Source organism: Saccharibacillus sp. WB 17, from assembly GCF_008634075.2.
In the GTDB taxonomy this organism is placed as follows: domain Bacteria; phylum Bacillota; class Bacilli; order Paenibacillales; family Paenibacillaceae; genus Saccharibacillus; species Saccharibacillus brassicae.
The window spans coordinates 315,629-338,739 of the sequence record NZ_VPFK02000020.1 but is presented as its reverse complement, the minus strand read 5'-3'; the positions used below and the strand labels follow the sequence as shown (position 1 = coordinate 338,739).

Annotated in this window: 16 protein-coding genes; 12 read left to right on the top strand and 4 right to left on the bottom strand. The window is 60.5% G+C overall.

Features of this window, described 5'->3' with window-relative positions; translation table 11 throughout:
* Positions 1-163: 163 nt before the first annotated feature.
* A complete protein-coding gene (locus tag FTE24_RS23015; protein WP_202111823.1) occupies positions 164-319 on the bottom strand; it encodes a hypothetical protein in 156 nt (51 codons plus the stop codon).
* Positions 320-726: 407 nt separating this feature from the next.
* Between FTE24_RS23015 and FTE24_RS10830 the strand changes: the two genes are divergently transcribed.
* Together FTE24_RS10830 and FTE24_RS10825 are read left to right on the top strand one after the other, a co-directional pair.
* A complete protein-coding gene (locus tag FTE24_RS10830; RefSeq protein ID WP_150233437.1) occupies positions 727-1,965 on the top strand; it encodes an outer membrane protein assembly factor BamB family protein in 1,239 nt (412 codons plus the stop codon).
* A 225-nt stretch (positions 1,966-2,190) separates the two neighbouring features.
* Entirely contained in the window at positions 2,191-2,451 is a 261-nt protein-coding gene (locus tag FTE24_RS10825; protein WP_150233435.1) for a GlsB/YeaQ/YmgE family stress response membrane protein, read from the top strand.
* A 196-nt stretch (positions 2,452-2,647) separates the two neighbouring features.
* Here FTE24_RS10825 and FTE24_RS10820 read toward each other — a convergent pair whose 3' ends face one another.
* From FTE24_RS10820 to FTE24_RS10810, 3 genes are all read right to left on the bottom strand, one after another.
* Positions 2,648-3,883 carry a methyl-accepting chemotaxis protein gene (locus FTE24_RS10820; RefSeq protein WP_150233433.1) on the bottom strand — a complete coding sequence of 412 codons (1,236 nt, stop codon included), beginning with the start codon at positions 3,881-3,883 and terminating at the stop codon, positions 2,648-2,650.
* Positions 3,884-4,048: 165 nt separating this feature from the next.
* A complete protein-coding gene (locus tag FTE24_RS10815) occupies positions 4,049-4,393 on the bottom strand; it encodes a hypothetical protein (protein WP_150233431.1) in 345 nt (114 codons plus the stop codon).
* A gap of 132 nt (positions 4,394-4,525) precedes the next feature.
* Positions 4,526-11,326, bottom strand: a complete 6,801-nt coding sequence (locus tag FTE24_RS10810) for a non-ribosomal peptide synthetase (RefSeq protein ID WP_150233428.1) — start codon at positions 11,324-11,326, stop codon at positions 4,526-4,528.
* 378 nt (positions 11,327-11,704) lie between these two features.
* Here FTE24_RS10810 and FTE24_RS10805 point away from each other — a divergent pair, with 378 nt between their 5' ends.
* The 10 genes from FTE24_RS10805 (at position 11,705) to FTE24_RS10760 (ending at position 23,088) form a co-directional block, all read left to right on the top strand.
* Complete coding sequence (locus FTE24_RS10805) at positions 11,705-12,643, top strand: sugar-binding domain-containing protein (RefSeq protein ID WP_150233582.1); 939 nt, start codon at positions 11,705-11,707, stop codon at positions 12,641-12,643.
* 139 nt (positions 12,644-12,782) lie between these two features.
* The gene (locus FTE24_RS10800) at positions 12,783-13,733 is read left to right on the top strand and encodes a hypothetical protein (RefSeq protein ID WP_150233426.1); all 951 of its coding nucleotides are present in this window, start codon (positions 12,783-12,785) and stop codon (positions 13,731-13,733) included.
* A gap of 159 nt (positions 13,734-13,892) precedes the next feature.
* Positions 13,893-14,558 (top strand): deoxyribose-phosphate aldolase, encoded by a 666-nt coding sequence (gene deoC, locus FTE24_RS10795; RefSeq protein ID WP_150233424.1) that lies wholly within the window; start codon positions 13,893-13,895, stop codon positions 14,556-14,558.
* 160 nt (positions 14,559-14,718) lie between these two features.
* On the top strand, positions 14,719-15,117 hold the full coding sequence (locus FTE24_RS10790; protein WP_150233580.1) for a cytidine deaminase: 399 nt from the start codon (positions 14,719-14,721) through the stop codon (positions 15,115-15,117).
* Between the two features lie 178 nt (positions 15,118-15,295).
* The gene (locus FTE24_RS10785) at positions 15,296-16,489 is read left to right on the top strand and encodes a NupC/NupG family nucleoside CNT transporter (protein ID WP_150233422.1); all 1,194 of its coding nucleotides are present in this window, start codon (positions 15,296-15,298) and stop codon (positions 16,487-16,489) included.
* A gap of 43 nt (positions 16,490-16,532) precedes the next feature.
* Positions 16,533-17,714 (top strand): phosphopentomutase, encoded by a 1,182-nt coding sequence (gene deoB, locus FTE24_RS10780; protein WP_150233420.1) that lies wholly within the window; start codon positions 16,533-16,535, stop codon positions 17,712-17,714.
* Positions 17,715-17,853: 139 nt separating this feature from the next.
* Positions 17,854-18,561 carry a purine-nucleoside phosphorylase gene (gene deoD / locus FTE24_RS10775; protein ID WP_141446525.1) on the top strand — a complete coding sequence of 236 codons (708 nt, stop codon included), beginning with the start codon at positions 17,854-17,856 and terminating at the stop codon, positions 18,559-18,561.
* A gap of 122 nt (positions 18,562-18,683) precedes the next feature.
* A complete protein-coding gene (locus FTE24_RS10770) occupies positions 18,684-19,985 on the top strand; it encodes a pyrimidine-nucleoside phosphorylase (protein WP_150233417.1) in 1,302 nt (433 codons plus the stop codon).
* 204 nt (positions 19,986-20,189) lie between these two features.
* Positions 20,190-22,013 (top strand): HSP90 family protein, encoded by a 1,824-nt coding sequence (locus FTE24_RS10765; RefSeq protein ID WP_150233416.1) that lies wholly within the window; start codon positions 20,190-20,192, stop codon positions 22,011-22,013.
* Between the two features lies 1 nt (position 22,014).
* Positions 22,015-23,088, top strand: coding sequence for a hypothetical protein (locus FTE24_RS10760; RefSeq protein WP_150233414.1), 1,074 nt, complete (start codon positions 22,015-22,017; stop codon positions 23,086-23,088).
* The last annotated feature ends 23 nt before the right edge of the window (positions 23,089-23,111 follow it).

Below are 23,111 nucleotides of genomic sequence, written 5' to 3'. Positions count from 1 at the left end.
TCGCCCCCTTTCCTGAACTTGCTTGCATACAACGACAAAACGGCAGGCGCCCGGGCGCCTGCACGATGGGAAAGAGAACGCCGCACGCTCTCTTTGCCCTGTCCGTACTTATTCATTATACACGGCCGCCCAACATTTGACCCGGCCGCCGGGCCACTTCGCGTTACCGCGTTGTCAACGGACGCGCCATTTTCTCGTTCAGGATGTCCTGGAAACTTTTTTCCTTGTCCGTATCCGTGCCTTTTTGCGGGGTTACCGTAGCCTGCGCTCTGAAGTGATGGGGGTTGAAGGCCATCAGATTATGTATGCTCAAGTTCATGTTCGCTCTCTCCTTCTGCCGCCTCTGCAGCCGTTATCAGTCGCTCGCTTTCTCGTTACGACTATATAACCGGACCCCGCTGCAAATAAACCGATTTCACGCTTTTCAGGGATAAAGGTCTACGGTTTTGGAGCAAATTGCAACCGCAGCCACAGTGCATGAGACTTGGTAACTAGAGAGCAAGAAAACGTCCTTTTTTTGTAAAAAAGGCTATTTACAAGCGTAAACCAAGTCTATCGGCTGGCAAAAATCATAAAAAACCCGGCACTTTGAATCAGAAGAAAGATGTTCTAGGTATAAACGTTTACAAACGTAAACTTCTGGTAAACGCCGCAGGCAGCGTGTATAATCAGCATAGCCAATTCACACCGGGCGTTAGATTCAGGGAAAGGAATGGAAACTCTTTTATGAAATCAACCGAGAAATGGGGCGCTTTTGTCCTCAGCGCAGCCGTGCTGCTGAGCGCCCCCGGTTATGCGCACGCCGCCGGAATCGTCGCGGACAGCACGCTTCCCCAGCCCAGCTGGACATCCGCTTCCGTCTACGACACTTCGTCCGCATCGGCGCATGAGGTCCGTTTCGTCAAATCGCGCGGCCTCGTCTATACCCACACCGTGCAAAACGTCAAAAAAAGCTCGTCCAAAACTTCCTACGACTGGTATCTGGAGACCGTGACCGCTTTCGACGCCTCGACAGGCGTGCAGAAATGGTCGCGGACTTTTCATGACAAAGCGGGTCCGTACACGATCGCAAGCTCCCTCCTGTACGCCGGCGACGGCACGCTGTACTTCACCGGCACCTTCTCCGACAAGACCCAGACGCTGTATGCGCTCAAGCCGGACGGCCGACAGCTCTGGAGCCGCTCTCTTCCGTTCGGCAGCGACGTCTACCTGCTCGGCGACGAAAGCCTGCTGATCGCGTCGCAACTCGGCACGGACAGCCGCGGGACAGCCAAAACAGCGGTGGTCCGCTGCGGCTCCGACGGCCGAACGCTCGCTTCGAAGACGTTGACGGGCCGCGTACTGACCGCCGAAGGCGGACGCATCGTGGTCGACGCCAGCCGCCTCGTCAAAAGCGGCGGCGTCTGGGACCGCTCCCCGAGCCCGTCCGTCGAAGTGTACACGCCGGATCTCAAGCGCGTGTACGCCTACAAGTTCCCATCCAGCATCAACCTGCTCGGCGACGGCGGCGGGCCGCCGATTCTCGTGCAGGCCGACGGCACCGTCATCTTCCGCGGTTCGATCGCCGGAACGGTCAACAAGCTGATCGCGTTGTCGCCGCAGGGCCAAGTGCTCTGGGGACGCACGATTCCGGCCGACTCCGTTATCGCTTCGACGGGCAGCGGCTACGTCACGTATTCGAATCGCACGCTGACCGCGTTTACCCTCGGAGGCAAGCTCGCCGAACGCAAGCTCGACGATCAGCCCGGCCAGATCGTCGTGCTGGAACAGTCCGACGACGGCGGACTGCAGATCGACATGGCCGATACGCTGTATGTGCTCGATCCGGACAAACTGGAGATCGTGCAGGCCGTATCGAACCGTCCGCTGCGTTCCGATTACGCGTTCGCTTACGCCGGAGGCACGCTGTATGCTGCGGAGAACGGTTCGCTCGTCAAATATGTGTTGGAAAAATCCAAGAGTTAAAAAAGATAAGCCGCATCAAACACGGGTTCCTCGCTATAATGAGGAAACCCGTTTTTTGTTAGGCCCGACGCCGCTTTTTCGAGCCGAATCCCCCTATGAAAGCGCTGTTGAAAATACCTTTATTCAGATTGTTTCAAAATAAAATTGGTAACTTGTTATTCAAATGCTTGCTAGAAGGTTAAGTTGTAGTTGAGCAAACAAAAACATAAGCGGAGGCGATACAAAATGGGTATCATTTGGTCGTTAATTATTGGCGGCATCATCGGTTGGTTGGCCGGACTCATCGTGGGCAGAGACATTCCTGGCGGTATCATCGGGAACATCATCGCCGGATTCATCGGCGGTTGGCTCGGTGGAGTCATTCTGGGTGAACTTGGTCCGGAAATGGGCGGATTCTACATCATTCCGGCATTGATCGGCGCTATCGTACTGGTAGCTGTAGTCAGCCTGATCATGCGTTCGATGGGTCGTAGAAACCGGGCGTAACCGTCACGGATCTTTCCCCCTTCGGGTACGCCGCGTACACTTACTCGATCTCTTCCAAGCGCATGCGTACCGATAAAAAAGAGCACATTCCGTTAACCGGAAATGTGCTCTTTTTTTTGCTTTTTGCGAGATGGCGCGGCAAAGTTCGCAGCAGATGCTTCCGGCTTCGCCGGAGCAGCCGTAAAATTATGCCGGCTCAGTTGGCCGTCTGCAGCTCGCGAAAATGTTCGACGGCCTGCTTGACGCCGCCGGTCAGCTCGGACAATCCGCCGACCGTCTCCGACAGCTGCTGCATGCCCGACAGCTGCTCTTCGGCCGCCTGCTGCACCGTCGCCACTTCTTCCGACGTGCTGGCCGCCATTTCTTCCGCGCGGGCAATCGTGTCGCTTACCTGTTCGGTGTGGGCGGCAATCTGCTCTACCGCGGCGGAAACGTCCTGCATCTGCACGTTCACTTCGTCGACCGCCGCCTGGATGAACTGGAACGAACGTCCGGCTTCTTCAAGCGAACCGATGCCCTGCTTCATGTCGTCGGCGACCCGCGAAGACGTTCCGACGACTTCGTTCGTATCCTGCTGGATGCTCGCATTGATCGTCGAGACGCGCTTGGCCGACTCCGAAGACTGCTCGGCCAGCTTGCGCACTTCCGACGCGATGACGGAGAAGCCCTGTCCGTAGTCGCCCGCGCGGGCCGCTTCGATCGCCGCGTTCAACGCAAGCAGATGGGTCTGCGACGCGATCTCGGTAATGATGCTGACGAAATATTCGATTTCGCCCGATTTCTCGTCGAGACGATTGACCTGCGTGAGCAGCGTCTGGATCGTGCCGTCGGTCTTGCGCACCTGCTCCATCGCGTCGACCAGCTGGCCGTAACCGGTGGACGCCTGTTCCGAAGTGACAAGCGTCGCGCTGGCCACTTCGTCGGCGCTGCCGGCCACCTGCTGCACCGCCGCGGTCATCTCGTTCGTCGTCCGCGCGATTTCCTTCATCTTCTCGCTCTGTTCAAGCGAGCGCGCGGACGCGCTGCGGGCCGACTCTGCGATGAGGTCGGAGACGAACACGCCGACATCGGCGCTCGATTTGACCTGCTCCACGTTCTGATCGATGTCCAGCAAATACGTTTGCATGCGTTCCATCGTTTTGTGCGAAGCCTGCCCCGGCTCGTGCGATTCGGTGCTTTCCGCCGTCTCTCCCGCGCCCGACGCGGCGAACATGCCGTTCATCTGCGACGCTCTGCGATCCGCTTCGCGCAGCACGAGCACGATGCCCGCCACGAACGCTCCGCCGCCCAACGCGGCGCCCAGAATCAGGCCCGGCACGAAGCTCCCCCAGCCTCGGCCCGGCATCATGAACAGCAGCGCGATCAAGACTTCCAACAGGGCAACAGCTCCCGCCCCGATCCAAATCATGCGTTTATTGGTTTCCGTATTCATGGTTTCCCCCACGACTCCCTTATTTTGCGTTCCGTTCCGTCTGACCGAAACGTTTCGAACTACCGGCTCCCCCGCAACGTCCACGAAAAAAGCCCGGCATGCCGGGCTTGCTTCCGCCGCTCCGGGGGCGTTCCCCGGCGCGGACTTTTTGCTGCACGTATCGAATTAGCTGTTCAGGTAAGCTTCCGCGTCTTCGAGCTTTTCGAACGACACGACGATATCGCCGAACATGCGCTTCATTTGCATTTTCGACACGGCGGAACCAGTGTAGTATGCCCATTTGGTCAAGCCTTTTTCGACGGACATTTCGCCCAGCGGAGCGAGCGCCACCGCGACTTCCTGCGTGAACAGTTTGCCTTTGCTCAGGTCGGTCAATCCGGTAAAGCCGGGTTTAACCTTTTTCATCGCTTCGGTGTACTCTTTTTGGTACGAAGCCACTTCGTCCATCGTGATGCTCTCTACGGTACAAACTACGCGATTTTTGGCTGGAAAATATTCAATCTTAAACATGGTAAATCCCCCTCGATTCAATGATAGACCTTCTTATACAGTGTACTAAAAAAATTGTCGAATTCAAAGAAAAAAATTGCATATTTTCTTTAAAGTTCTTCATTTTCATTCAAGTGTAAATGTTTTGTAACCTTAATCCAAAAAACCGGTTTGTTTCGCGTAATCCATCATTCGCCGCGTCATCGTTTCGTCCATCGGTTTCCATTCGAACCCGAGCTTTTTCAAGTAAGCCGTGGTGCGGTCCGACGCAATTTCGAACGAAGTCTGAATCTGGGCGCTTTCCAGCCAGCCGTAATGCAGCATGATTTTGTCGATCTCTTCGCGCGATTCGCCCGCCGCAAATTTCTCGCCGATTTTGTCGACAAATTTTGCGAATTCGAGCGTTTGGATCGGGCGGCCGACCTGTTCTTCGCTCAAAATCCGGTGCATGCTTTTCAGGTTCGGATTCAGCAGGTGGAAAATTTCGTTCTGCAAACTTTCCGGCCGCATGAGCAGCAGGATCGACCGGCTGATTCCGTCCACGTACGAGAAGTCCGTATCCGGCTGCATTTCCGGGACGAGACCGAGCCGCACGAACGACTGCATCATCGTATAGAACGCGTTTTCCGCGATATTTTCCTGGAAGCGTCCCGTTTCCGAATGGAACACGACGTTGCCGAGGCGGTAAATGCTCGTGCGCAGTCCTCGCTGTCTGGCTTCGACGACTTTTTGCTCGGCTTCATATTTCGTTTTCGCATAATAGTTCTCGTATTCCTGCCCGAGGTCGAGATCATACTCGCCGAAGAACGCTTCGCTGCGCTCCGCGATGATGCCGGTCGCCACGCCGAGCGTGGACACATGGTGCATGTCTTTGCGGCGCCCTGATTCGGCCAGTTCCAGCAGCCGCTCCGTCGCTTCGACGTTGTGGCGCTTGAAGTCTTCGTAACTGCCGTAATGCTTGACCGTCGCCGCCGCGTGCACGATAGCGTCGATCTCCGATCGCAGCGCGGCATACGGCTCCTCGCCGAGCCCCATCGCCTCTTCCGACAGATCGCCGGCGAAGACGACCAGACGCGAACGCAGACCGTTCAAAGCTTCGGCGCCGAAATAGAAGCCGAGCTTCGCCCGAAGACGCCCGAAAGCGGCTTCGTCGTCTTCCCCGCGCACGATCGCGTACACGGTCCAGTCGGTATGCTCCAGCATGTCGCGCAGCAGATGCGCGCCGACGTACCCGGTCGCTCCCGTCAGCAGGACGCTGCGGTAATCGCGCAGCGGCGCGACGTCGACCGCTTCCGCGTCCCGGCGGGCGCGGTCCAGATAGCTGCGGCGGTCTTCGACGAGCGTATCTTCCCCGCTGCGCAGGCTCGCTTCCTTGAGTTCCGCCAGCTTCTCCGCGATCCGGCCCGAAGCCGGCTTGACGACCGCGGCCAGCGCCGACAGCGTCTGATGCTCGAACACGTCGTTGATGCTCAGTTCGAACTGCTCCTGCAGGCGCGCGACCATGACGGCCGCTTTCAGCGAATGGCCGCCGAGTTCGAAAAAGTTGTCGTGCAGGCCGACCCGGCCGATACCGAGCACCGTCTGCCACACTTCGGCGATCCGGCGCTCCGCTTCGGACTGCGGCGCCGCGTATTCGGTTCCCGTCGCCAGTTCTCCCGGCTGAGGCTCCGGCAGCGCCCGGCGGTCGATCTTGCCGTTCGGCGTCAGCGGCATGCTGCCCAGCTGCACGAAGTACGAAGGAATCATGTAATCCGGCAGGCGTCCCGCCAGATGGTCGCGCAGTTCGCGCTGGGACGGCTGGGCGGGAGAAGCGGTGTAGGCGCACAAATACTTGCCGCCCGTGCCGTCTTCCTTGGCCAGCACGATCGTTTCCTTGACGGACGGATGTTCCAGCAGCGCCGTCTCGATCTCGCCGAGCTCGATACGGAAGCCGCGGATCTTGACCTGATGGTCGAGGCGGCCGAGGAATTCCAGATCGCCGTCGCCGTTCCAGCGGGCCAGATCGCCGGTCTTGTACATGCGTCCGCCCGCTTCGAACGGATCGGGCAGGTAACGCTCCAGCGTCAGCTCCGGCTGGTTGTAATAGCCGCGACCCACGCATTCGCCCGCGATGTACAGCTCGCCGGCCGCGCCTCTCGGCTGCAGCTGAAGAGCGTCATTGAGCAGATAAACGCGCGTATTGGCTATCGGCTTGCCAATCGGAGGCAGCTCGGGGATATCGCCCGACGGATCGACCGTATGGGCGGTCGCCACGTGCGTCTCCGACGGTCCGTAATGATTGTGCAGGAAAATGCCGTTGCGGCGCAGATGCTCCCGGAATTTCTCCGGCACGACCAACTGCTCGCCCGCCGTGACGATATGGCGAATGCACGTCGGGAACCGTTCTTCGTATTCTTTTTCGCTCAGGATGAACTTCAGGAACGAGACCGGCATGAACAGGACGCCGATCTGCCGCTCTTCGATCAGATCCAGCAGCTCGCCGACTTCGCGCCGCGTCTCGCTGCGGATCATGCACAGCGTGCCGCCCGCGACAAGCGTCGACCAGATCTCCTGCGAGCATACGTCGAAGCTCAGCGTCGTAAACTGGAGCACCCGGCCCGAATAGTCGATGTTCGTATGCGTATATTCGTGATGCAGCAGATTGACCATGTTGCGGTGCTCCAGCATGACGCCTTTTGGACGGCCGGTCGTGCCGGACGTGTAGATGACGTACAGCAGATCGGCGGCGGCGCTGCGATCGCGCGGATTGTCCGTCCGCGGCGAGTAGGCTTCCGCTTCGTCGAGGCAGAGGCTCTGCCCCGCGAAATCGACCCTGCCGACCAGATGCCGCTGGGTCAGCAGCAGATCGGATCCGCTGTTCTCCAGCATGTAGCGGATCCGGTCTTCCGGGTATTCCGGGTCGATCGGCACGTACGCGCCGCCCGCTTTGAGAATGCCGAGCAGGCCGATGATCATCTCCGGCGAACGATCCACCATCAATCCTACCAGTTTATCGGCAGCCGTGCCTTTTTCGATAAGCGTATGCGCCAATCGGTTGGCGCGTTCGTTCAGCTCCGCATAGGTCAGCGTCGTCCCTTCGAACGTCACGGCCGGATGCTGCGGCCGTTCGACGGCGCGGCGCTCGAACGCTGCCTGAATCGTCAGCGTCCGTTCGTACGGCGAAGCCGTATCGTTCAGCCCGAACGCCAGGTCGGCGTTTTCTTCGCGGTTCAGCATCGGCAGTTCGTGCAGCGCGCGGTGTTCGTTGCTTGCGGCCGCTTCCAGCAGCGCCGCGTACTGATTCGCCATCGACCGGATCGTCGATTCGTCGAACAGCTCGGTGCAGTATTGGAAATCGACCCGGATGCCGCTCTCGTGCTCGGTCACGTCGGCCATCAGATCGTACTTGGCGATCTTCGGCGCGTACGTCGAGACCGCGGTCAGGCTGCCTTCCAGCTCGGGAGCCAGACTGCCGGTGTTCTGCATGACGAACATCGTATCGAACAGCGGACTGCGTCCGCCGATCCGCGGAACGTTCAGCTCGTTCACGAGCTCGCCCAACTCGTATTCCTGATGGTCGAACGCGCCGAGCAGTTCGGCCCGGACTTCTTCGAGATAACGGGCGAACGTTTTGCGTTTGTCCGGGTACGTCCGCAGCGGCAGCGTGTTGACGAACATGCCGATAACGCCGTGCAGCTCTTCACGGCCGCGGTTCGCGACCGGCACGCCGACGATCAGGTCTTCCTGGCCCGCATAGCGGCTGAGCAGCGTGCCGTAGGCGGCCAGCATGACCATGAACAGCGTCGTGTTCGTCCGCTCGGCCAACTGCTTGAGATCGGCCTGCAGCGCAGCTCCGATTGCCGTATGCAGCGTGTCGCCCCGGAAACTCTGCTTGTCCGGACGGGGCTTGTCGGTCGGCAGTTGAAGCATCGGCAGCTCGCCCGACAGGCGCTCCCGCCAGTAGCCGAACTGCGATTCGCGGATCGCCGATGCGCCTTCGCGCTCGTACCAGACCGCAAAGTCCTTGAATTGAGCCGGCGCGCTCTCCGGGAATTCGCCGCGGTAAATCTGCGACCATTCCTCGAAAAAGACATGCATCGAGACGCCGTCCACGGCGATATGATGAAAATCGAGCAGGATGAAATGCAGATGTTCCCCGCACGAGACAAGTCCCGCCCGCATCAGCGGCGCGGCGCCCAGATCGAACGGACGCACGAAGTCGTCCATCAGCGCCCGGACGTCTTCTTCCGGCGCCTGCATAACGTCAAGGCGCAGCTCCACGTCCTGATGGACGCGCTGCACGATCGATTCGCCGAGCAGTTCGAACGACGTCCGCAGCGCTTCGTGCCGCAGCATCAACTGCTGCAGCGACCGCTCAAGCTTCGCGGCGTCCAGTTCGCCTTCGACGCGCAGCAGCACGGGCGCGTTGTACGCCGTGCCGGCGCCTTCCATCTGCTCGATCAGGAACAGGCGGCTCTGCGCCGGATAAGCCGGGTAACGCCCGTCCGCCGATTCCGGCGCGGACAGCACCGGCAGCTCCGGCGCCGGTGCCGCTTCGCCCGCGCGGCTCGCGATCTCGGCCGCCTGCGCCCGGACCGTCGTATGTTCGAACAGCTCGCGAATCGACAGCTTCGCGCCGAACCGGCGCTCGATCCGCGCGCTCAGCATGGCGGCCTGCAGCGAATGCCCGCCGATCTCGAAGAAAGAGTCCGCCGCGCCGAAGCGGTCGTGGCCGAGAATGCCGCTCCACAGAACATGCAGCCCTTCTTCGGTCTCCCCGACCGGAGCGGCGGAACCAGCCGCCTGCCGCGCCTGCGGCTTGGGCAGCGCGCGCCGGTCGATCTTGCCGTTGGCGTTGACCGGCAGCTTCGGCAGCGTGACGAAATGCGCCGGCACCATATAATCCGGCAGCATCTCTCCCAGGTCGGCGCTCCACTGCGCGTGGCTGCGCTCCGCGTCCGCTTCGACGTACGCGCACAGATACGCGTCGCCGCGGTCGTCGCTGAGGGCGACGACGACGCAGTCGCGCACCCCTTCGCGCTCCAGAATGCGCTGCTCGATCTCGCCGATCTCGATCCGGAAGCCCCGGATCTTGACCTGATGATCGAGCCGGCCGAGAAATTCAATCGTGCCGTCCCGTTTCCAGCGGGCCAGATCGCCGGTCCGGTACATGCGCACCCCTTCGCGGTACGGATGGGCCGCGAACTTCTCCGCCGTCAGTTCCGGACGGTTGAGATAACCGCGCGCCAGGCCGTCGCCGGCGACGCACAGTTCGCCCGCGACGCCGATCGGCTGCAAATGGCCGTAGTCGTCGAGGATGAGGATCTGCGAGCCGCGCACCGGCTTGCCGATCGGAATATTGTCTTCCATCTCGGTCACGAGATGGGACGTGGTCACGATCGTGTTCTCGGTCGGACCGTAGCAGTTGTGCAGCTCGTACGGCCGCGGGCGGAACGTCTTGAGCTTGTCGCCGCCGGTCAGCAGGACGCGCAGCGAATAATTGTCCTGGTCCATGAACTGCTCGCACAGTTGGGTCGGCAGGAACGCGGCGGTGATACCTTCCGCGTTGAAGTAATCGTTCAATCCCGCCGGATCGAGACGCAGGTCTTCCGGAATCATATGGATCGAAGCTCCGCTCAGCAGGTACGGGAAAATTTCCCAGACCGAGGCGTCGAAGCCGAATCCGGCATACTTGACGGTCCGGTCTTCTTCGGTGATCCGGAAATGGTCGATATGCCACTGCGCCAGGTTGATCAGCGAGCGATGCTCGACCACGACGCCCTTCGGCGTGCCGGTGGAACCCGACGTATAGATCACGTAGGCGGGATCGTCGGGCGTGCCGAAATCGCCGACGCTTCCGGCCGGCGCCGTCCAATCGCGGCCGTTGTCGACGCGCAGCGAAGGTCCCGCGTAAGCGGCCGGCGCTTCAAGGCCCGGCGTGAGCAGCAGCAGCCCGGCGGCGCTGTCTTCGAGCATGAAGCGCACCCGTTCCTGCGGGTATTCGGGATCGATCGGCAGGTAGGCAGCGCCGGTCTTGAGCACGGCCAGCACCGACAGTATCATTTCGGCCGACGGACGGGCCAGAATGCCCGCGATGTCGCCGCGGCCGAGTCCCGCTTCGCGCAGTTCGGCCGCCAGCACGTCGGAGCGAAGGTCCAGCTGGGCATAGGTCAGCGCTTCGCCTGCCGCATGGATGACCGCCGCGCGATCCGGCGTACGTGCCGCCTGCTCCCGGATCATCCGGTGGATCGGAACGTCCGCCTTGAACGGGGCGGCCGCGTCGAGGCCGCTCCAGAGATTGAGCAAAATCTCCCGTTCCTGATCGTCCAGCAGGTCCTCCCGGCCGACGGCGGCTTCCGGTTCGGTGCTCATGCGAACGACGATGCCCTGCAGATGCGCCAGCGCTTCCTGTACGAAGTCTTCGCCGAAGACCGACCGGCGGAACGCGGCGTGGGCGCGGATGCGCTCCGTGCCGGAGAAGACGATGAACAGGTCGCAGCCCGACGCCGCAAGCGCTTCGGCGGCGTTCAGCGCCGGATTCAATCCGATGCCGGTATTGTAGGGAAGCTCGATCGTGCCCGCGGCCTGCCACTGTCCGAGAACGGATGCCTCAAGCGGACGTTCCCCGCTCTTCCGCAGGGCGGCTTCCGCGCGTTCGGTACGTTCGCGCAGCGTATCCGCCGGATCGACGCTCAGCAGCAGCGGAAAAGCGGCGTCCGCAGCCGAACTATGTACGGCAAACGACAGTTCGCGGGCGCGCAAATAACGCTGCAGCAGCACCGACCAGGCCGCAGGCAGCGCGCCTCCGCGCAGCAGGGCCGGATCGACGGCGAGAAAATCGCGCTGCACGCTGCCGATTCCTTCCTCCGCCGTCGGCGGCGTCTGCCCAACCAAACGCGTCTTTTCTTCGACCGCACGCAGCTGCTCCAACCAATATTGTTCGATTCCCGGAACCTGTTTCAACTCAACATTCATCGCTCTTGTTTTTCCCCTTCCGAATATGGTAACCTTTGTATTTTCTTGCTCCGCGGCTTGTGATTGGCTCCTTCAAGGGAGTCCATACAAAGTAACGGGCCAAACGTCAATAGGCACCAAGCTCCTTCTCCGCTTCCCGAAAAAGACAGTCAAAAAGCAAAGAATTCGTTCTTCGTCCCTACGATACCAAAAAAACTCATACAAACTTTATCGGAACATGGACTGAAAAATGAAATACTTTCAAGAAAAAAACCTCTTTTCATCCTTTTGACCCATTTTTTACGCCAAGCTTCAAGCTCTCTTTCTTTCTTCCGTGCAAACGGCAAAGCGGGCACGTATAATGAACCTAAAAAACGAGGGACGATCATGACGGACAAAATCGATCTGGACAGACAGCGGCTCAGCATAGAGGCTGCGCGGCTCTACTATATGTCGGATTACAGCCAGCAGGAGATCGCGACCCGGCTCGGCGTTTCCCGCCCGACCGTCTCGCGCCTGCTCCAGCACGCCAAAGAGAACGGATTCGTCCGCATCAGCATTTCCGATCCGCTGGAAGACCTCGACGCGCTGGGCATGGAGCTTTCGCGGCGCTTCGGGCTTCAGGCCGCACGGGTCTGCCATTCGCCGCAAAACGATTATCGCGAGATTCGCGGACGGATCGCGGCGGAAGCCGCGGCCTACCTGGACGAGACGATCCAGGACGGGGACATCATCGGCATCACGTGGGGCACGACGATGCACGCCCTCGCGCTCGGTCTGCGCCACAAGCCGGTACGGGGCGTCGAAGTCGTCCAGCTCAAAGGCGGCGTCAGCCATTCGCAGGTGCCGACCTACGCGGCGGAAACGGCCAATATGTTCGCCGAGGCGTTCGGCACCGTCGCCCGCTATCTGCCGCTGCCGGTCATCTTCGACAGCGTCGAACTCAAGCGGATGGTCGAGGAAGACCGCCATATCCAGCGCATCATCGAGCTGGGCCGGCAGGCGAACGTGGCGGTGTTCACGGTCGGCACGGTCGAAGAAGACGCCCTGCTGTTTCGCCTCGGCTACTTCGACGACCGCCAGAGGCAGAAGCTGCAGGAGACCGGGGCCGGCGATATTTGCTCCCGCTTCTTCGACGACCAGGGCCGGATCTGTAGCGAGGAAGTGAATGCCCGCACGGTCGGCATCGACCTGCCGGAACTGCGCCGCAAAGAAAAATCGATTCTCGTCGCCGGCGGTCCGCGCAAGATTCGCGCGATCCGTGCCGCTCTGGCCGGACGCTACGCCAACATTCTCGTGACCGACCAATTTACGGCGCTGTCGCTGCTGGCGGATTGAATTTGCCGCCCGAACGACCGATATAGACAGCAGGGCGCGGATCGATGCGCCCTGCTGTCTGCGCGAGACGGACGGCTCAGCTACAGACCGAACGAACAACTCTCCGATTCACGGATCTATCGAAAGGGGCGGAATCCCCATGAACACTCGCCACTCCCTTCCCCGCTGCCTGCTTGTGTGCCTGCTGCTGGCCTGGACCGCCGGTTCGCTTGCGCCGGGCAGCGCGGCAGGCGCCGCTTCCCGCGAAACGAACGGATTCTCGACGTGGGTCTGGAATCCGTGGCTGCTGCGCTCGTCGCCCGACGAACTGCTGCGCTTTGCAGCCGCAAACGGCGTGACGACGCTCTACGTGCAGATCGACCCGGAACTTGCGGCGGCGGATTACGCGGCCTTTATCCGCCGCGCTTCGTCGCAGCGGATCGAGGTGCACGCGCTCGACGGCGCGCCGGCCTGGGCGACGGACCGCCGGCTGCCGGAAGCTTTCCTGGCCTGGCTGACCGGGTATCAGGACTCCGCCGAGGCAAATGAACGGTTCTCCGGTATCCATATCGACGTGGAACCGTATCTGCTGCCGGAATGGACGACCGGCAGGGACGCGCTGCTGCGGTCCTGGAAGACCCACATGAACGTCGTGCTGGCCGGAGCGCGCAGACTGCATCTGAGCGCCGAGGCCGATATTCCGTTCTGGTTCCACGAACAGGCCATGCCCGACGAGACCTCGACGCTGAGCGCATGGATCATCGACCGTTTCGACGGCGTGACGATTATGGCTTACCGCGATTCCGCGGAAGCGATCGTCGAAGCGGCCCGCGCCGAACTGGCCGAAGGCGACAAGCTCGGCAAGCCGGTCCGGATCGCCGTCGAGACGAACCGCTCCGCCGAGACGCCCAAGGTCACCTTTTACGAAGAAGGCCCGGACGCACTGAACGCCCAGCTGGAAGACACCCGGCGGACGTTCAAGCAAAGCCCGGCGTTCGCCGGATTCGACGTGCACGATTACGAAGGCTGGAAAACGCTGCTATCCAAGCCGTCCGCGAGCCAACTGGCGGCGAAGCCGGTCGCGAAAAAGCCGGTCTCCAAAAAGAAATAACAGCAGGCCCGCTATCTTCTGACTCTCCCTGCGGAGACGGACGATAGCGGGCTTTGTTGCGCTTTCATTTTCTTTGAACAAAATTTCATGTAACCTTTTGCATTTGTTCACGAAGATGGTATGATAGACGTATATCCGAATCCGAAGGAGAGATCCAACATGAATCTTGCATCCATGATCGACCATACACTTCTGCGCGCCGACGCCGTAGAGAGCGAAGTCGCCAAGCTGATCGAAGAAGCGAAGACGTACAAGTTCGCGTCCGTCTGCGTCAACCCGACGTGGGTCGCGTACTCGGCGGAACGTCTGGCCGGAACCGAAGTGAAAGTATGCACCGTGATCGGCTTCCCGCTGGGCGCGTCCACGCCGGAGACCAAAGCGTTCGAGACCCGCGACGCCATTGAAAAAGGAGCCGGCGAGATCGACATGGTGCTCAATATCGGCGCCCTCAAAAGCGGCAGCGTCGAACTGGCCGAACGCGATATCCGCGCAGTCGTGGAAGCGGCTTCGGGCAAAGCGATCGTCAAAGTCATCATCGAGACGTGCCTGCTGACCGACGAAGAAAAAGTGCTCGCCTGCGAAATGTCCGTCCGGGCGGGCGCTGACTTCGTCAAGACGTCCACCGGTTTCTCCACAGGCGGCGCAACGGCCGAAGACGTGGCCCTGATGCGCAAAACGGTCGGCCCCGACCTCGGCGTCAAAGCTTCCGGCGGCGTACGCAGCCGCGAAGACATGGAAGCGATGATCCAGGCAGGCGCGACGCGCATCGGCGCAAGCTCCGGCGTGAAGATCATGCAGGGCGGCCAGTCCGACTCTTCGTACTGATCGAAGTCTCCTCGCCCCCTGTCGTCGGTAACCGCTGCCCGCTTCGCTGCAAGGTCCCGTCGATCGTTGAACGGGACCTCGCCGCGGCGGACCTTTGTAAGCGTTTCGCCCTTTGTTAACCATCCATGATCCCAGGAGGTCTTCCGCTATGAGCCATCCCATGAAAGACCGTCTCATCGAAGCCGCGATCGAAGCCCGGTCGTCCGCTTATGTGCCTTATTCCCACTTCGAAGTCGGCGCCGCGCTGCTTGCCGGCGGCACCGTCTACTCCGGCTGCAACGTCGAGAACGCATCGTTCGGCCTGACGAACTGCGCGGAACGCACCGCCATTTTCAAAGCCGCTTCCGAAGGCGTTCGCCGGATCGAAGCAATCGCGATCGTCGCGGACACCGCCGGCCCGGTCTCGCCCTGCGGCGCCTGCCGTCAGGTCATTGCCGAATTCGCCGACGAGCATACGCTCATCTACCTGACGAACCTGCACGGCAACACCGAGGAATGGACGATGGACCGTCTGCTTCCGGGATACTTCCAGGCCAAAGACATGGACAAGACGAACTAAACGGCTGACGGCCGTTCCGCCGCGCCCCGAGCGGTGGCGGACCGGTTACCGGCTTGTCCGGATTTTCGTTCTTTCACTGTTTTTGTAACCGCTTCAATCTTTTTCTTGCTTTTCATTTATGTGTATGTGCTGCCCATGTGGGCTACCCAAAAAAATAATTTCCGGGAGATCTGCGTCCATGAATATTCTTATCGCTCTGCTCGGCCTGGCCATCGTGTTCGGCCTCGCCTTCGTCGCCAGCAACGGCCGAAACAAAATCCGGTACCGTCCGCTGATCGTCATGGTCGTGCTGCAGGCGCTGCTGGCGTTCCTGCTGCTCAACACCGTGCTCGGCACGACGTTGATTACGTACGTATCCACGACGTTCGAAGCGCTGCTCGATTACGCCAAAGCGGGTATCAACTTCGTATTCGGCGGTCTCGTGCCGGAAGACGGTCCGTCCGTATTCTTCCTGAACGTGCTGATGCCGATCGTCTTCATCTCGGCGCTGATCGGTATTCTTCAATACCTGCGCATCCTGCCGTTTATTATCCGCTACATCGGGCTCGTGCTGAGCAAGATCAACGGCATGGGCAAGCTGGAATCGTACAACGCGGTCGCATCGGCCGTACTCGGCCAGTCCGAAGTGTTCATTTCCGTCAAAAAACAGATCGGTCTGCTGCCCAAGCACCGGCTGTACACGCTGTGCGCCTCGGCCATGTCGACCGTCTCCATGTCGATTGTCGGCGCCTACATGACGCTGATTCCGCCTCAGTACGTCGTCACCGCGCTCGTGCTCAACCTGTTCGGCGGATTTATCATCGCTTCGATCATTAATCCTTATAAAGTCGAGCCGGAAGAAGATATACTGGAAGTGCAGGAAGAAGAAGAGAAGCAGTCGTTTTTCGAAATGCTCGGCGAATACATCATGGACGGCTTCAAGGTCGCGATTATCGTGGCCGCGATGCTGATCGGCTTCGTCGCCCTGATCGCCATGCTGAACGGTATCTTCGCCGCAATCTTCGGCATCTCGTTCCAGGAAATGCTCGGCTACGTCTTCTCGCCGTTCGCTTTCGTCATGGGCGTGCCGTGGAACGAAGCTGTAACGGCCGGCGGCATCATGGCTACCAAGCTGATGACCAACGAATTTGCCGCGATGGTAAGCCTGCAAACGCTGATCGAAGGCGGAAGCCTGAGCGACCGCACCATCGGCATCGTGTCCGTCTTCCTCGTCTCGTTCGCCAACTTCTCCTCGATCGGCATTATCGCCGGCGCGGTGAAGGGCCTGCATGAAAAACAGGGCAACGTCGTCGCAAGATTCGGCCTCAAGCTCCTGTACGGCGCGACGCTGGTCAGCATGCTGTCCGCCATCATCGTCGGATTGTTCATTTAACGCGCAAGGTGTAGAATAGAATCTTTCGAAAGGAGCTTAAACCATGTCCACATTCAAACGCATTCATCTGATCGTCATGGACTCGGTCGGCATCGGCGAAGCGCCGGATGCCGCGGAGTTCGACGATTTCGGAGTCGACACGTTCGGCCATATCGCCCGCGAAATGGGCGGCCTGAACATGCCGAACATGGCCAAGCTTGGCCTGTCCAACATCGAGGAGGTACAGGGCGTGCCCGCAGCCGACCGCCCTCTCGCCTACCACACCAAAATGCAGGAAGCTTCCCGCGGCAAAGACACGATGACCGGCCATTGGGAAATAATGGGCCTGTATATCGATACGCCGTTCCGCGTATTCCCGGACGGCTTCCCCGACGAGCTGATCTCCCGGATCGAACAGAAAACGGGACGCAAAGTGATCGGCAACAAGCCGGCCAGCGGCACCGAGATTCTCGACGAACTGGGCGAAGAACATATGAAGACCGGCGCGCTGATCGTCTATACGTCGGCCGACTCCGTGCTTCAGGTCGCCGCGCACGAAGACATCGTTCCGCTCAAGGAACTGTATGAAATCTGCGAGTTCTGCCGCGAGATCACGCTGGAAGATCCGTACATGCTCGGACGCATCATCGCCCGTCCGTTCGTCGGCGAACCCGGCGCGTTCAAGCGCACGTCCGGCCGGCATGACTACGCGCTCAAACCGTTCGGCCGCACGACGATGAACGAACTGCAAGACGGCGGCTTCGACGTGATCGCCCTCGGCAAGATCGCCGATATCTACGACGGCGAAGGCGTGACCAAATCCGTTCGCACCGTGTCCAACATGGACGGCATGGACAAGCTCGTCGAGGAAATGGGCAAGCCGTTCCACGGTCTCAGCTTCCTGAACCTCGTCGATTTCGACGCCCTGTTCGGCCATCGCCGCGATCCGCAGGGCTACGGCCAGGCGCTCGAAGAATACGACGCCCGCCTGCCGGAAGTGTTCGCCAATATGACCGGCGACGACCTGCTGCTGATCACCGCCGACCACGGCAACGACCCGACGTACCGCGGCACCGACCATACGCGCGAATACGTCCCGCTGCTCGCCTACTCGCCGAGCTTCCAAAATGGCGGCACCAAACTGCCTGTGCGCACCACTTTCGCCGATATCGCCGCCACCGTCGCCGAGAACTTCGGCGTCAAGATGCCGGAATACGGCACCAGCTTCCTCGGCGATTTGAAGTAAACGCGTTTTGAACCCGACGGAATTGAACGAAGCGAACAGGAGGCATCTGTGAGCGGCCATTGCAGGCCTGTCCCATTCGCAGCGTCCATCTATTGACAGCTTTCGCATCCCACATCCCCAAACCGGAGGTTTTCATCCCATGAGTGTTCATATCGAAGCCAAAGTCGGCGATATCGCCGAAACGATCCTGCTCCCCGGCGACCCGCTGAGAGCGAAATTTATCGCCGACACATATCTCGAAGACGTCGTCTGCTACAACCAGGTCCGCGGCATGCTCGGCTTCACCGGCACGTACAAAGGCCAGCGCATTTCCGTTCAGGGTTCCGGCATGGGCATCCCGTCGTTCGCGATCTACGCCAATGAGCTGATCAGCGAATACGGCGTGAAGAACCTGATCCGCGTCGGCACCTGCGGCGGCATGCAGGAAAGCGTACGCGTGCGCGACGTCATTCTGGCGCAGGCCGCCTGCACCGATTCCAGCATGAACCGCAACACGTTCCCGGGCTTCGACTTCGCTCCGATCGCAAGCTTCGGCCTGCTGAAGGAAGCGTACGAGCGCGCCGTGGCCAAAGGCCTGAACGTGCACGTCGGCAACATCCTCAGCTCCGACATCTTCTACCGCGACGACAAGACGGTCACGACCAAGCTGATGCAGCACGGCGTGCTCGGCGTCGAGATGGAGACGACGGCGCTGTACTCGCTGGCCGCGAAATTCGGCGTGAACGCCCTGACGATCCTGACCGTCAGCGACCACCTGCTGACCGGCGAAGAGACGACGTCGGCCGAGCGTCAATCGACGTTTGGCGACATGATGGAAGTGGCGCTGGAGACAGCCCTGACCCTGTAAAAACAATCGGTAACGAGTATCCTGCAATACGACACGTACCGTGCAATACGCATCGACCGGCCGGACTTCCGCACAGCGCGCAAGACGGCCGGATTCATTTAACGAAAGCGAGGCCTACACATATGAGAATGGTAGACTTGATCGAGAAAAAACGCGACGGCAAAGAATTGACGACGGAAGAAATCAACTTCATCATCGAAGGCTACACCAAGGGAGAAATTCCGGATTACCAGGTGAGCGCCTTCTCGATGGCCGTCTTTTTCAAAGACATGACGCAGCGCGAACGGGCCGACCTGACGATGGCGATGGTCAACTCCGGCGACACGATCGACCTGTCGGCGATCGAAGGCGTCAAAGTCGACAAGCACTCCACCGGCGGCGTCGGCGACACGACGACGCTCGTGCTCGCTCCGCTTGTCGCGGCGCTTGACGTGCCGGTCGCCAAAATGTCCGGACGCGGTCTCGGCCATACGGGCGGCACCGTCGACAAGCTGGAAGCGGTAGCCGGCTTCCACGTCGAGATCACGAACGAAGAGTTCGTGAAGCTCGTCAACGAGCACAAAATCGCCGTTATCGGCCAGAGCGGCAACCTGACGCCAGCCGACAAAAAGCTGTACGCCCTGCGCGACGTAACCGCGACGGTCGATTCGATCCCGATGATCGCAAGCTCGATCATGAGCAAGAAGATCGCGGCCGGCGCGGACGCGATCGTGCTCGACGTCAAGACCGGCGCGGGCGCGTTCATGAAGACGCTCGACGGCTCCAAAGACCTGGCGCGCGCCATGGTCGGCATCGGCAACAACGTCGGCCGCCGCACGATGGCCGTCATCTCCGACATGAGCCAACCGCTTGGCGCCGCGATCGGCAACGCCCTGGAAGTGCAGGAAGCGATCGACACGCTCAAAGGCCACGGCCCTAAAGACCTGGAAGACCTGTGCCTGGCACTCGGCAGCCAGATGGTCTTCCTCGCCGGCAAAGCCTCCTCGCTTGAAGACGCGGAGAACAAGCTGCGCGAAGTGATCGCGAACGGCAAAGCGCTCGACAAGTTCCGCGATTTCCTCGCGAACCAGGGCGGCGACGCTTCGGTTGTCGACCATCCGGAACGCCTGCCGCAGGCCGCTTACAAGATCGAAGTACCGGCTCCGCGCAGCGGCGTCGTGTCCGAGATCGTCGCCGACGAAATCGGCGTAGCCGCCATGTGGCTCGGCGCGGGCCGCGCGACCAAAGAATCGGAGATCGACCTCGCGGTCGGCCTGATGCTGAACAAAAAGGTCGGCGAAGCCGTGCAGGAAGGCGAATCGCTCGTGACCATTCACGCGAACAGCGAAGACGTCGATAACGTGAAGGCCAAAATCCTCGCGGCGATCTCGATCGCGGACAGCGCCGAAGCGCCGACGCTGATCTACGGCACGATTACCGAATAATTCCGAATTCCCGGGCTTCGCAGCTCCAATATCGAAGCCCGGCGATCATACGCCACAGCCAAAAAGCCGCTTCTGTCCCTTCGGGGATCGGAAGCGGCTTTTTTGAGGGTTCCCGCGAAGATCGGCAGATCGGAATTTGGAAAACAAACCGGGACGCGTTAAAATACGAAAGAAAGCATACGAGCGAAACAAGGAGGCTTCCCGATGTCCGATTCCGAGGAATACCGCTTTCAGGTCAATCTGAGCGGAATGATCGACATTTTATCGAACCACCTCTACAGCAGTCCGCGCGTCTTCCTGCGCGAACTGCTGCAAAACGCGACCGACGCCATTACGGCGCGCCTGGATTCGGAGCCGGGGCACCGGGGCGAAGTATTCGTCGAACTGGCCGGCTCCGGCGAAAATTCGACGCTGCTGCTTCAAGATAACGGCGTCGGCCTGACCGAAGACGATGTGCATGAATTTCTCGCCATGATCGGCCATTCGTCGAAGCGCGGCGGCACCGAACTGCTGGGCGAGACGTCGTTTATCGGCCGCTTCGGGATCGGCCTGCTGTCTTGCTTCATGGTCAGCGACGAGATCGTCATGCTGACCCAATCGGCTTCGGGCGGCCCGTCGATCGAATGGCGCGGCAGACCGGACGGCACGTATACGCTGCGCAAGCTCGAATCGTCGCTGACGCCCGGCACCAAAGTGTATTTGCGCGCCAAGCCGGAGACCGACCTCTTTTTCGAAGCCGGGACCGTCGAACTCGATCTGCTCCATTACGGCGCCCTGCTGCCGTATCCGATCCGCCTGGCCGAAGGCGGCCGGGAACGCCGGATCAACCCGGAACCGCCGGCCTGGATCTTCAGCCCGGATCTGGCCGACGTCCATCGGGACGAAGTGCTTCGCTTCGGCGAAGAACGGCTCGGCGAACGCTTCCGCGACTTTATCCCGCTGCGGACAGCGAACGGGCGCACAGGCGGTATCGCCTACGTGCTGCCGCATGCCGTCAGCCTGAACGCCAAACGTTCGCACAAAGTCTATTTGAAGCGCATGCTGATCTCGGAACAGGCGGACAATATTTTGCCGGAGTGGGCTTTTTTCGTCAAATGCCTGATCTGGACCGACGAGCTGCAGCCGACCGCTTCGCGCGAACACTTCTACGAGAACGAACAGCTTGAACGGGTACGCGGCGAACTCGGCGAATCGATCCGCTCCGAACTGATCGGCATGGGTGCCTCGGATCAGCAACGGCTGCGCCGCATCCTCGAACTGCACGCGCTCTCGATGAAAAGCCTGGCCGTGGAAGACGACGAATTTTACCGCATGATCTACCGCTGGCTGCCGTTCGAAAGTACATACGGCCACAAGACGCTCGGCGAGCTGCTCGACGAACGCCGGACACTGTATTACACCGCTTCGCTCGACCATTACCGCCAGCTGCGCCACGTCGCTTCCGCGCAGTCGCTGCTCGTCGTGAACGGCGGCTACATCTATGAAGCGGAGCTGCTTCAGTCGCTGCCCCGCATCGTAGGCGGAGCCGATACGCGCAGGCTGCTGCCGGAAGACGTCTCGCTCGCTTTTACCGACTTGAACGCGGAAGAACGGTCGGCGACGCTGCAGGCCGCCCGCGCGGCCGACCTCTCGCTTCAGCGTTTCCGCTGCCGGGTGCTGCTCAAGCGGTTCAAGCCGACAGAACTGCCTGCCCTGTTCACGCTGCCGGAAGAAGCCGCGACGCTGCGCTCGATCGAACGCGCCGGCGAAGAAAGCCCGCAGGCGTTCGCTTCGGTGCTCGGCAGCCTCGGCGGTTCCATGCAGGGCAGCGCGCAGTCGATCCTGTACCTGAATCTGAATAATCCGGTCGTGGACAAACTGTTCGCCGGCCCGCCGAACGCGAAGCTGCCTACGCTGGTCGAGATGCTGTACGCCAACGCGCTGATGATGGGCCATTATCCGATGAGCCGCCAGGAATTGGCTCTGCTCAACGCGGGCATCCTGTCGCTGATCGATTGGAGCATGGAATCGGAACAAGGAGGAGAATAACGTGGAAGACTTCATGATGGAATTCGAAGATTTGATGGAACAGGCGTACGACCTGCCCAACGGAGCGGCCAAGATCGCCCTGCTGGAACGCGCCGCGGAAATCGCCGATCTCGCCGGAGACGTCGAAGCCGGGTACGAAGCACGCGAAGCGATCGTGGAAGCGGCGAGCTTCGGCGGTTTCCCGATGAAAGCGATCGTCGCCTATTCCTGGATGCTCGGCCAATACGACCGCAATCCGGACGCGTTCGACGCGCACACGCTGCATTGGAGCTACAAATGGGTCATCGACGACGTGCCGTCGTTCCCCGACGTCCCGGGCGAGCAGATCGAATCGCTGCTGCAGGATTTGCGCCGCCGCTACCAGGCTTACGGCGCCGGCGAGCGCACGTATTGGTATTACCGCTTCCGATTGGCGATGTACATGGGCGATCTCGGCAAAGCCGGCGAATCGCTCCGGGAATTCGGCAAGCTCAAAAAAGATGAAATGAGCGACTGTTCCGCCTGCGAGCTGGACGAACAGGTCCGCTACCTGCTGCTCACCGGGCAGGACGAAGCCGCCGTGCGCAAAGCGAAGCCGATCATCGACGGCCGCGAGAGCTGCGCGCATGTGCCGCACGCGACGCTTCCGTTTCTGCTGCTGCCGCTGCATCGTCTGGGACGAACCGAAGAAGCCGAAGCCATGCAGCCCAAGAGCTACAGGCTGATCCGCGACAACCTGCAATTTACACACGAATTCGGCGAGCACATCGGCTACCTGTCGATTGTCGATCCGCAGCGCGGCCTGCCGCTGGTGGAACGTCATCTGCCGCAGGTAGAATCGCACGAAGATCCGCTGAACCGGATGATGTTCCTGCTCAACGCTGCCGCACTGCTGGGCAAGCTGATCCGCACCGGCGAACCTTTCGTGCTCAACCTGCCTCCGTCTTCGCGCTTCTACGAGCTGGCGGACCGGCCGGACGAACTGCGCGCGAAGCTTGAGAGCGAAGCGTTCGAGACGGCTGCCGCGCTCGACCGGCGCAACGGCAATGTCTACTATGCGGAGTACGGTCATAACCTGCTGAAGGAGAGAGGCTGAGCGCCCCTCTCCTTTTTTTGAGC

Excerpts from the sequence above, each read along its gene's own strand:
- deoD (WP_141446525.1), top strand. The coding sequence starts at position 17,854 with ATGAGTGTTCATATCGAAGCCAAAGTCGGCGATATCGCCGAAACGATC.
- FTE24_RS10810 (WP_150233428.1), bottom strand. The coding sequence starts at position 11,326 with ATGAATGTTGAGTTGAAACAGGTTCCGGGAATCGAACAATATTGGTTG.
- FTE24_RS10800 (WP_150233426.1), top strand. The coding sequence starts at position 12,783 with ATGAACACTCGCCACTCCCTTCCCCGCTGCCTGCTTGTGTGCCTGCTG.
- FTE24_RS10790 (WP_150233580.1), top strand. The coding sequence starts at position 14,719 with ATGAAAGACCGTCTCATCGAAGCCGCGATCGAAGCCCGGTCGTCCGCT.
- FTE24_RS10770 (WP_150233417.1), top strand. The coding sequence starts at position 18,684 with ATGAGAATGGTAGACTTGATCGAGAAAAAACGCGACGGCAAAGAATTG.
- deoC (WP_150233424.1), top strand. The coding sequence starts at position 13,893 with ATGAATCTTGCATCCATGATCGACCATACACTTCTGCGCGCCGACGCC.
- deoB (WP_150233420.1), top strand. The coding sequence starts at position 16,533 with ATGTCCACATTCAAACGCATTCATCTGATCGTCATGGACTCGGTCGGC.
- FTE24_RS10815 (WP_150233431.1), bottom strand. The coding sequence starts at position 4,393 with ATGTTTAAGATTGAATATTTTCCAGCCAAAAATCGCGTAGTTTGTACC.
- FTE24_RS10830 (WP_150233437.1), top strand. The coding sequence starts at position 727 with ATGAAATCAACCGAGAAATGGGGCGCTTTTGTCCTCAGCGCAGCCGTG.
- FTE24_RS23015 (WP_202111823.1), bottom strand. The coding sequence starts at position 319 with ATGAACTTGAGCATACATAATCTGATGGCCTTCAACCCCCATCACTTC.
- FTE24_RS10785 (WP_150233422.1), top strand. The coding sequence starts at position 15,296 with ATGAATATTCTTATCGCTCTGCTCGGCCTGGCCATCGTGTTCGGCCTC.
- FTE24_RS10765 (WP_150233416.1), top strand. The coding sequence starts at position 20,190 with ATGTCCGATTCCGAGGAATACCGCTTTCAGGTCAATCTGAGCGGAATG.
- FTE24_RS10820 (WP_150233433.1), bottom strand. The coding sequence starts at position 3,883 with ATGAATACGGAAACCAATAAACGCATGATTTGGATCGGGGCGGGAGCT.
- FTE24_RS10825 (WP_150233435.1), top strand. The coding sequence starts at position 2,191 with ATGGGTATCATTTGGTCGTTAATTATTGGCGGCATCATCGGTTGGTTG.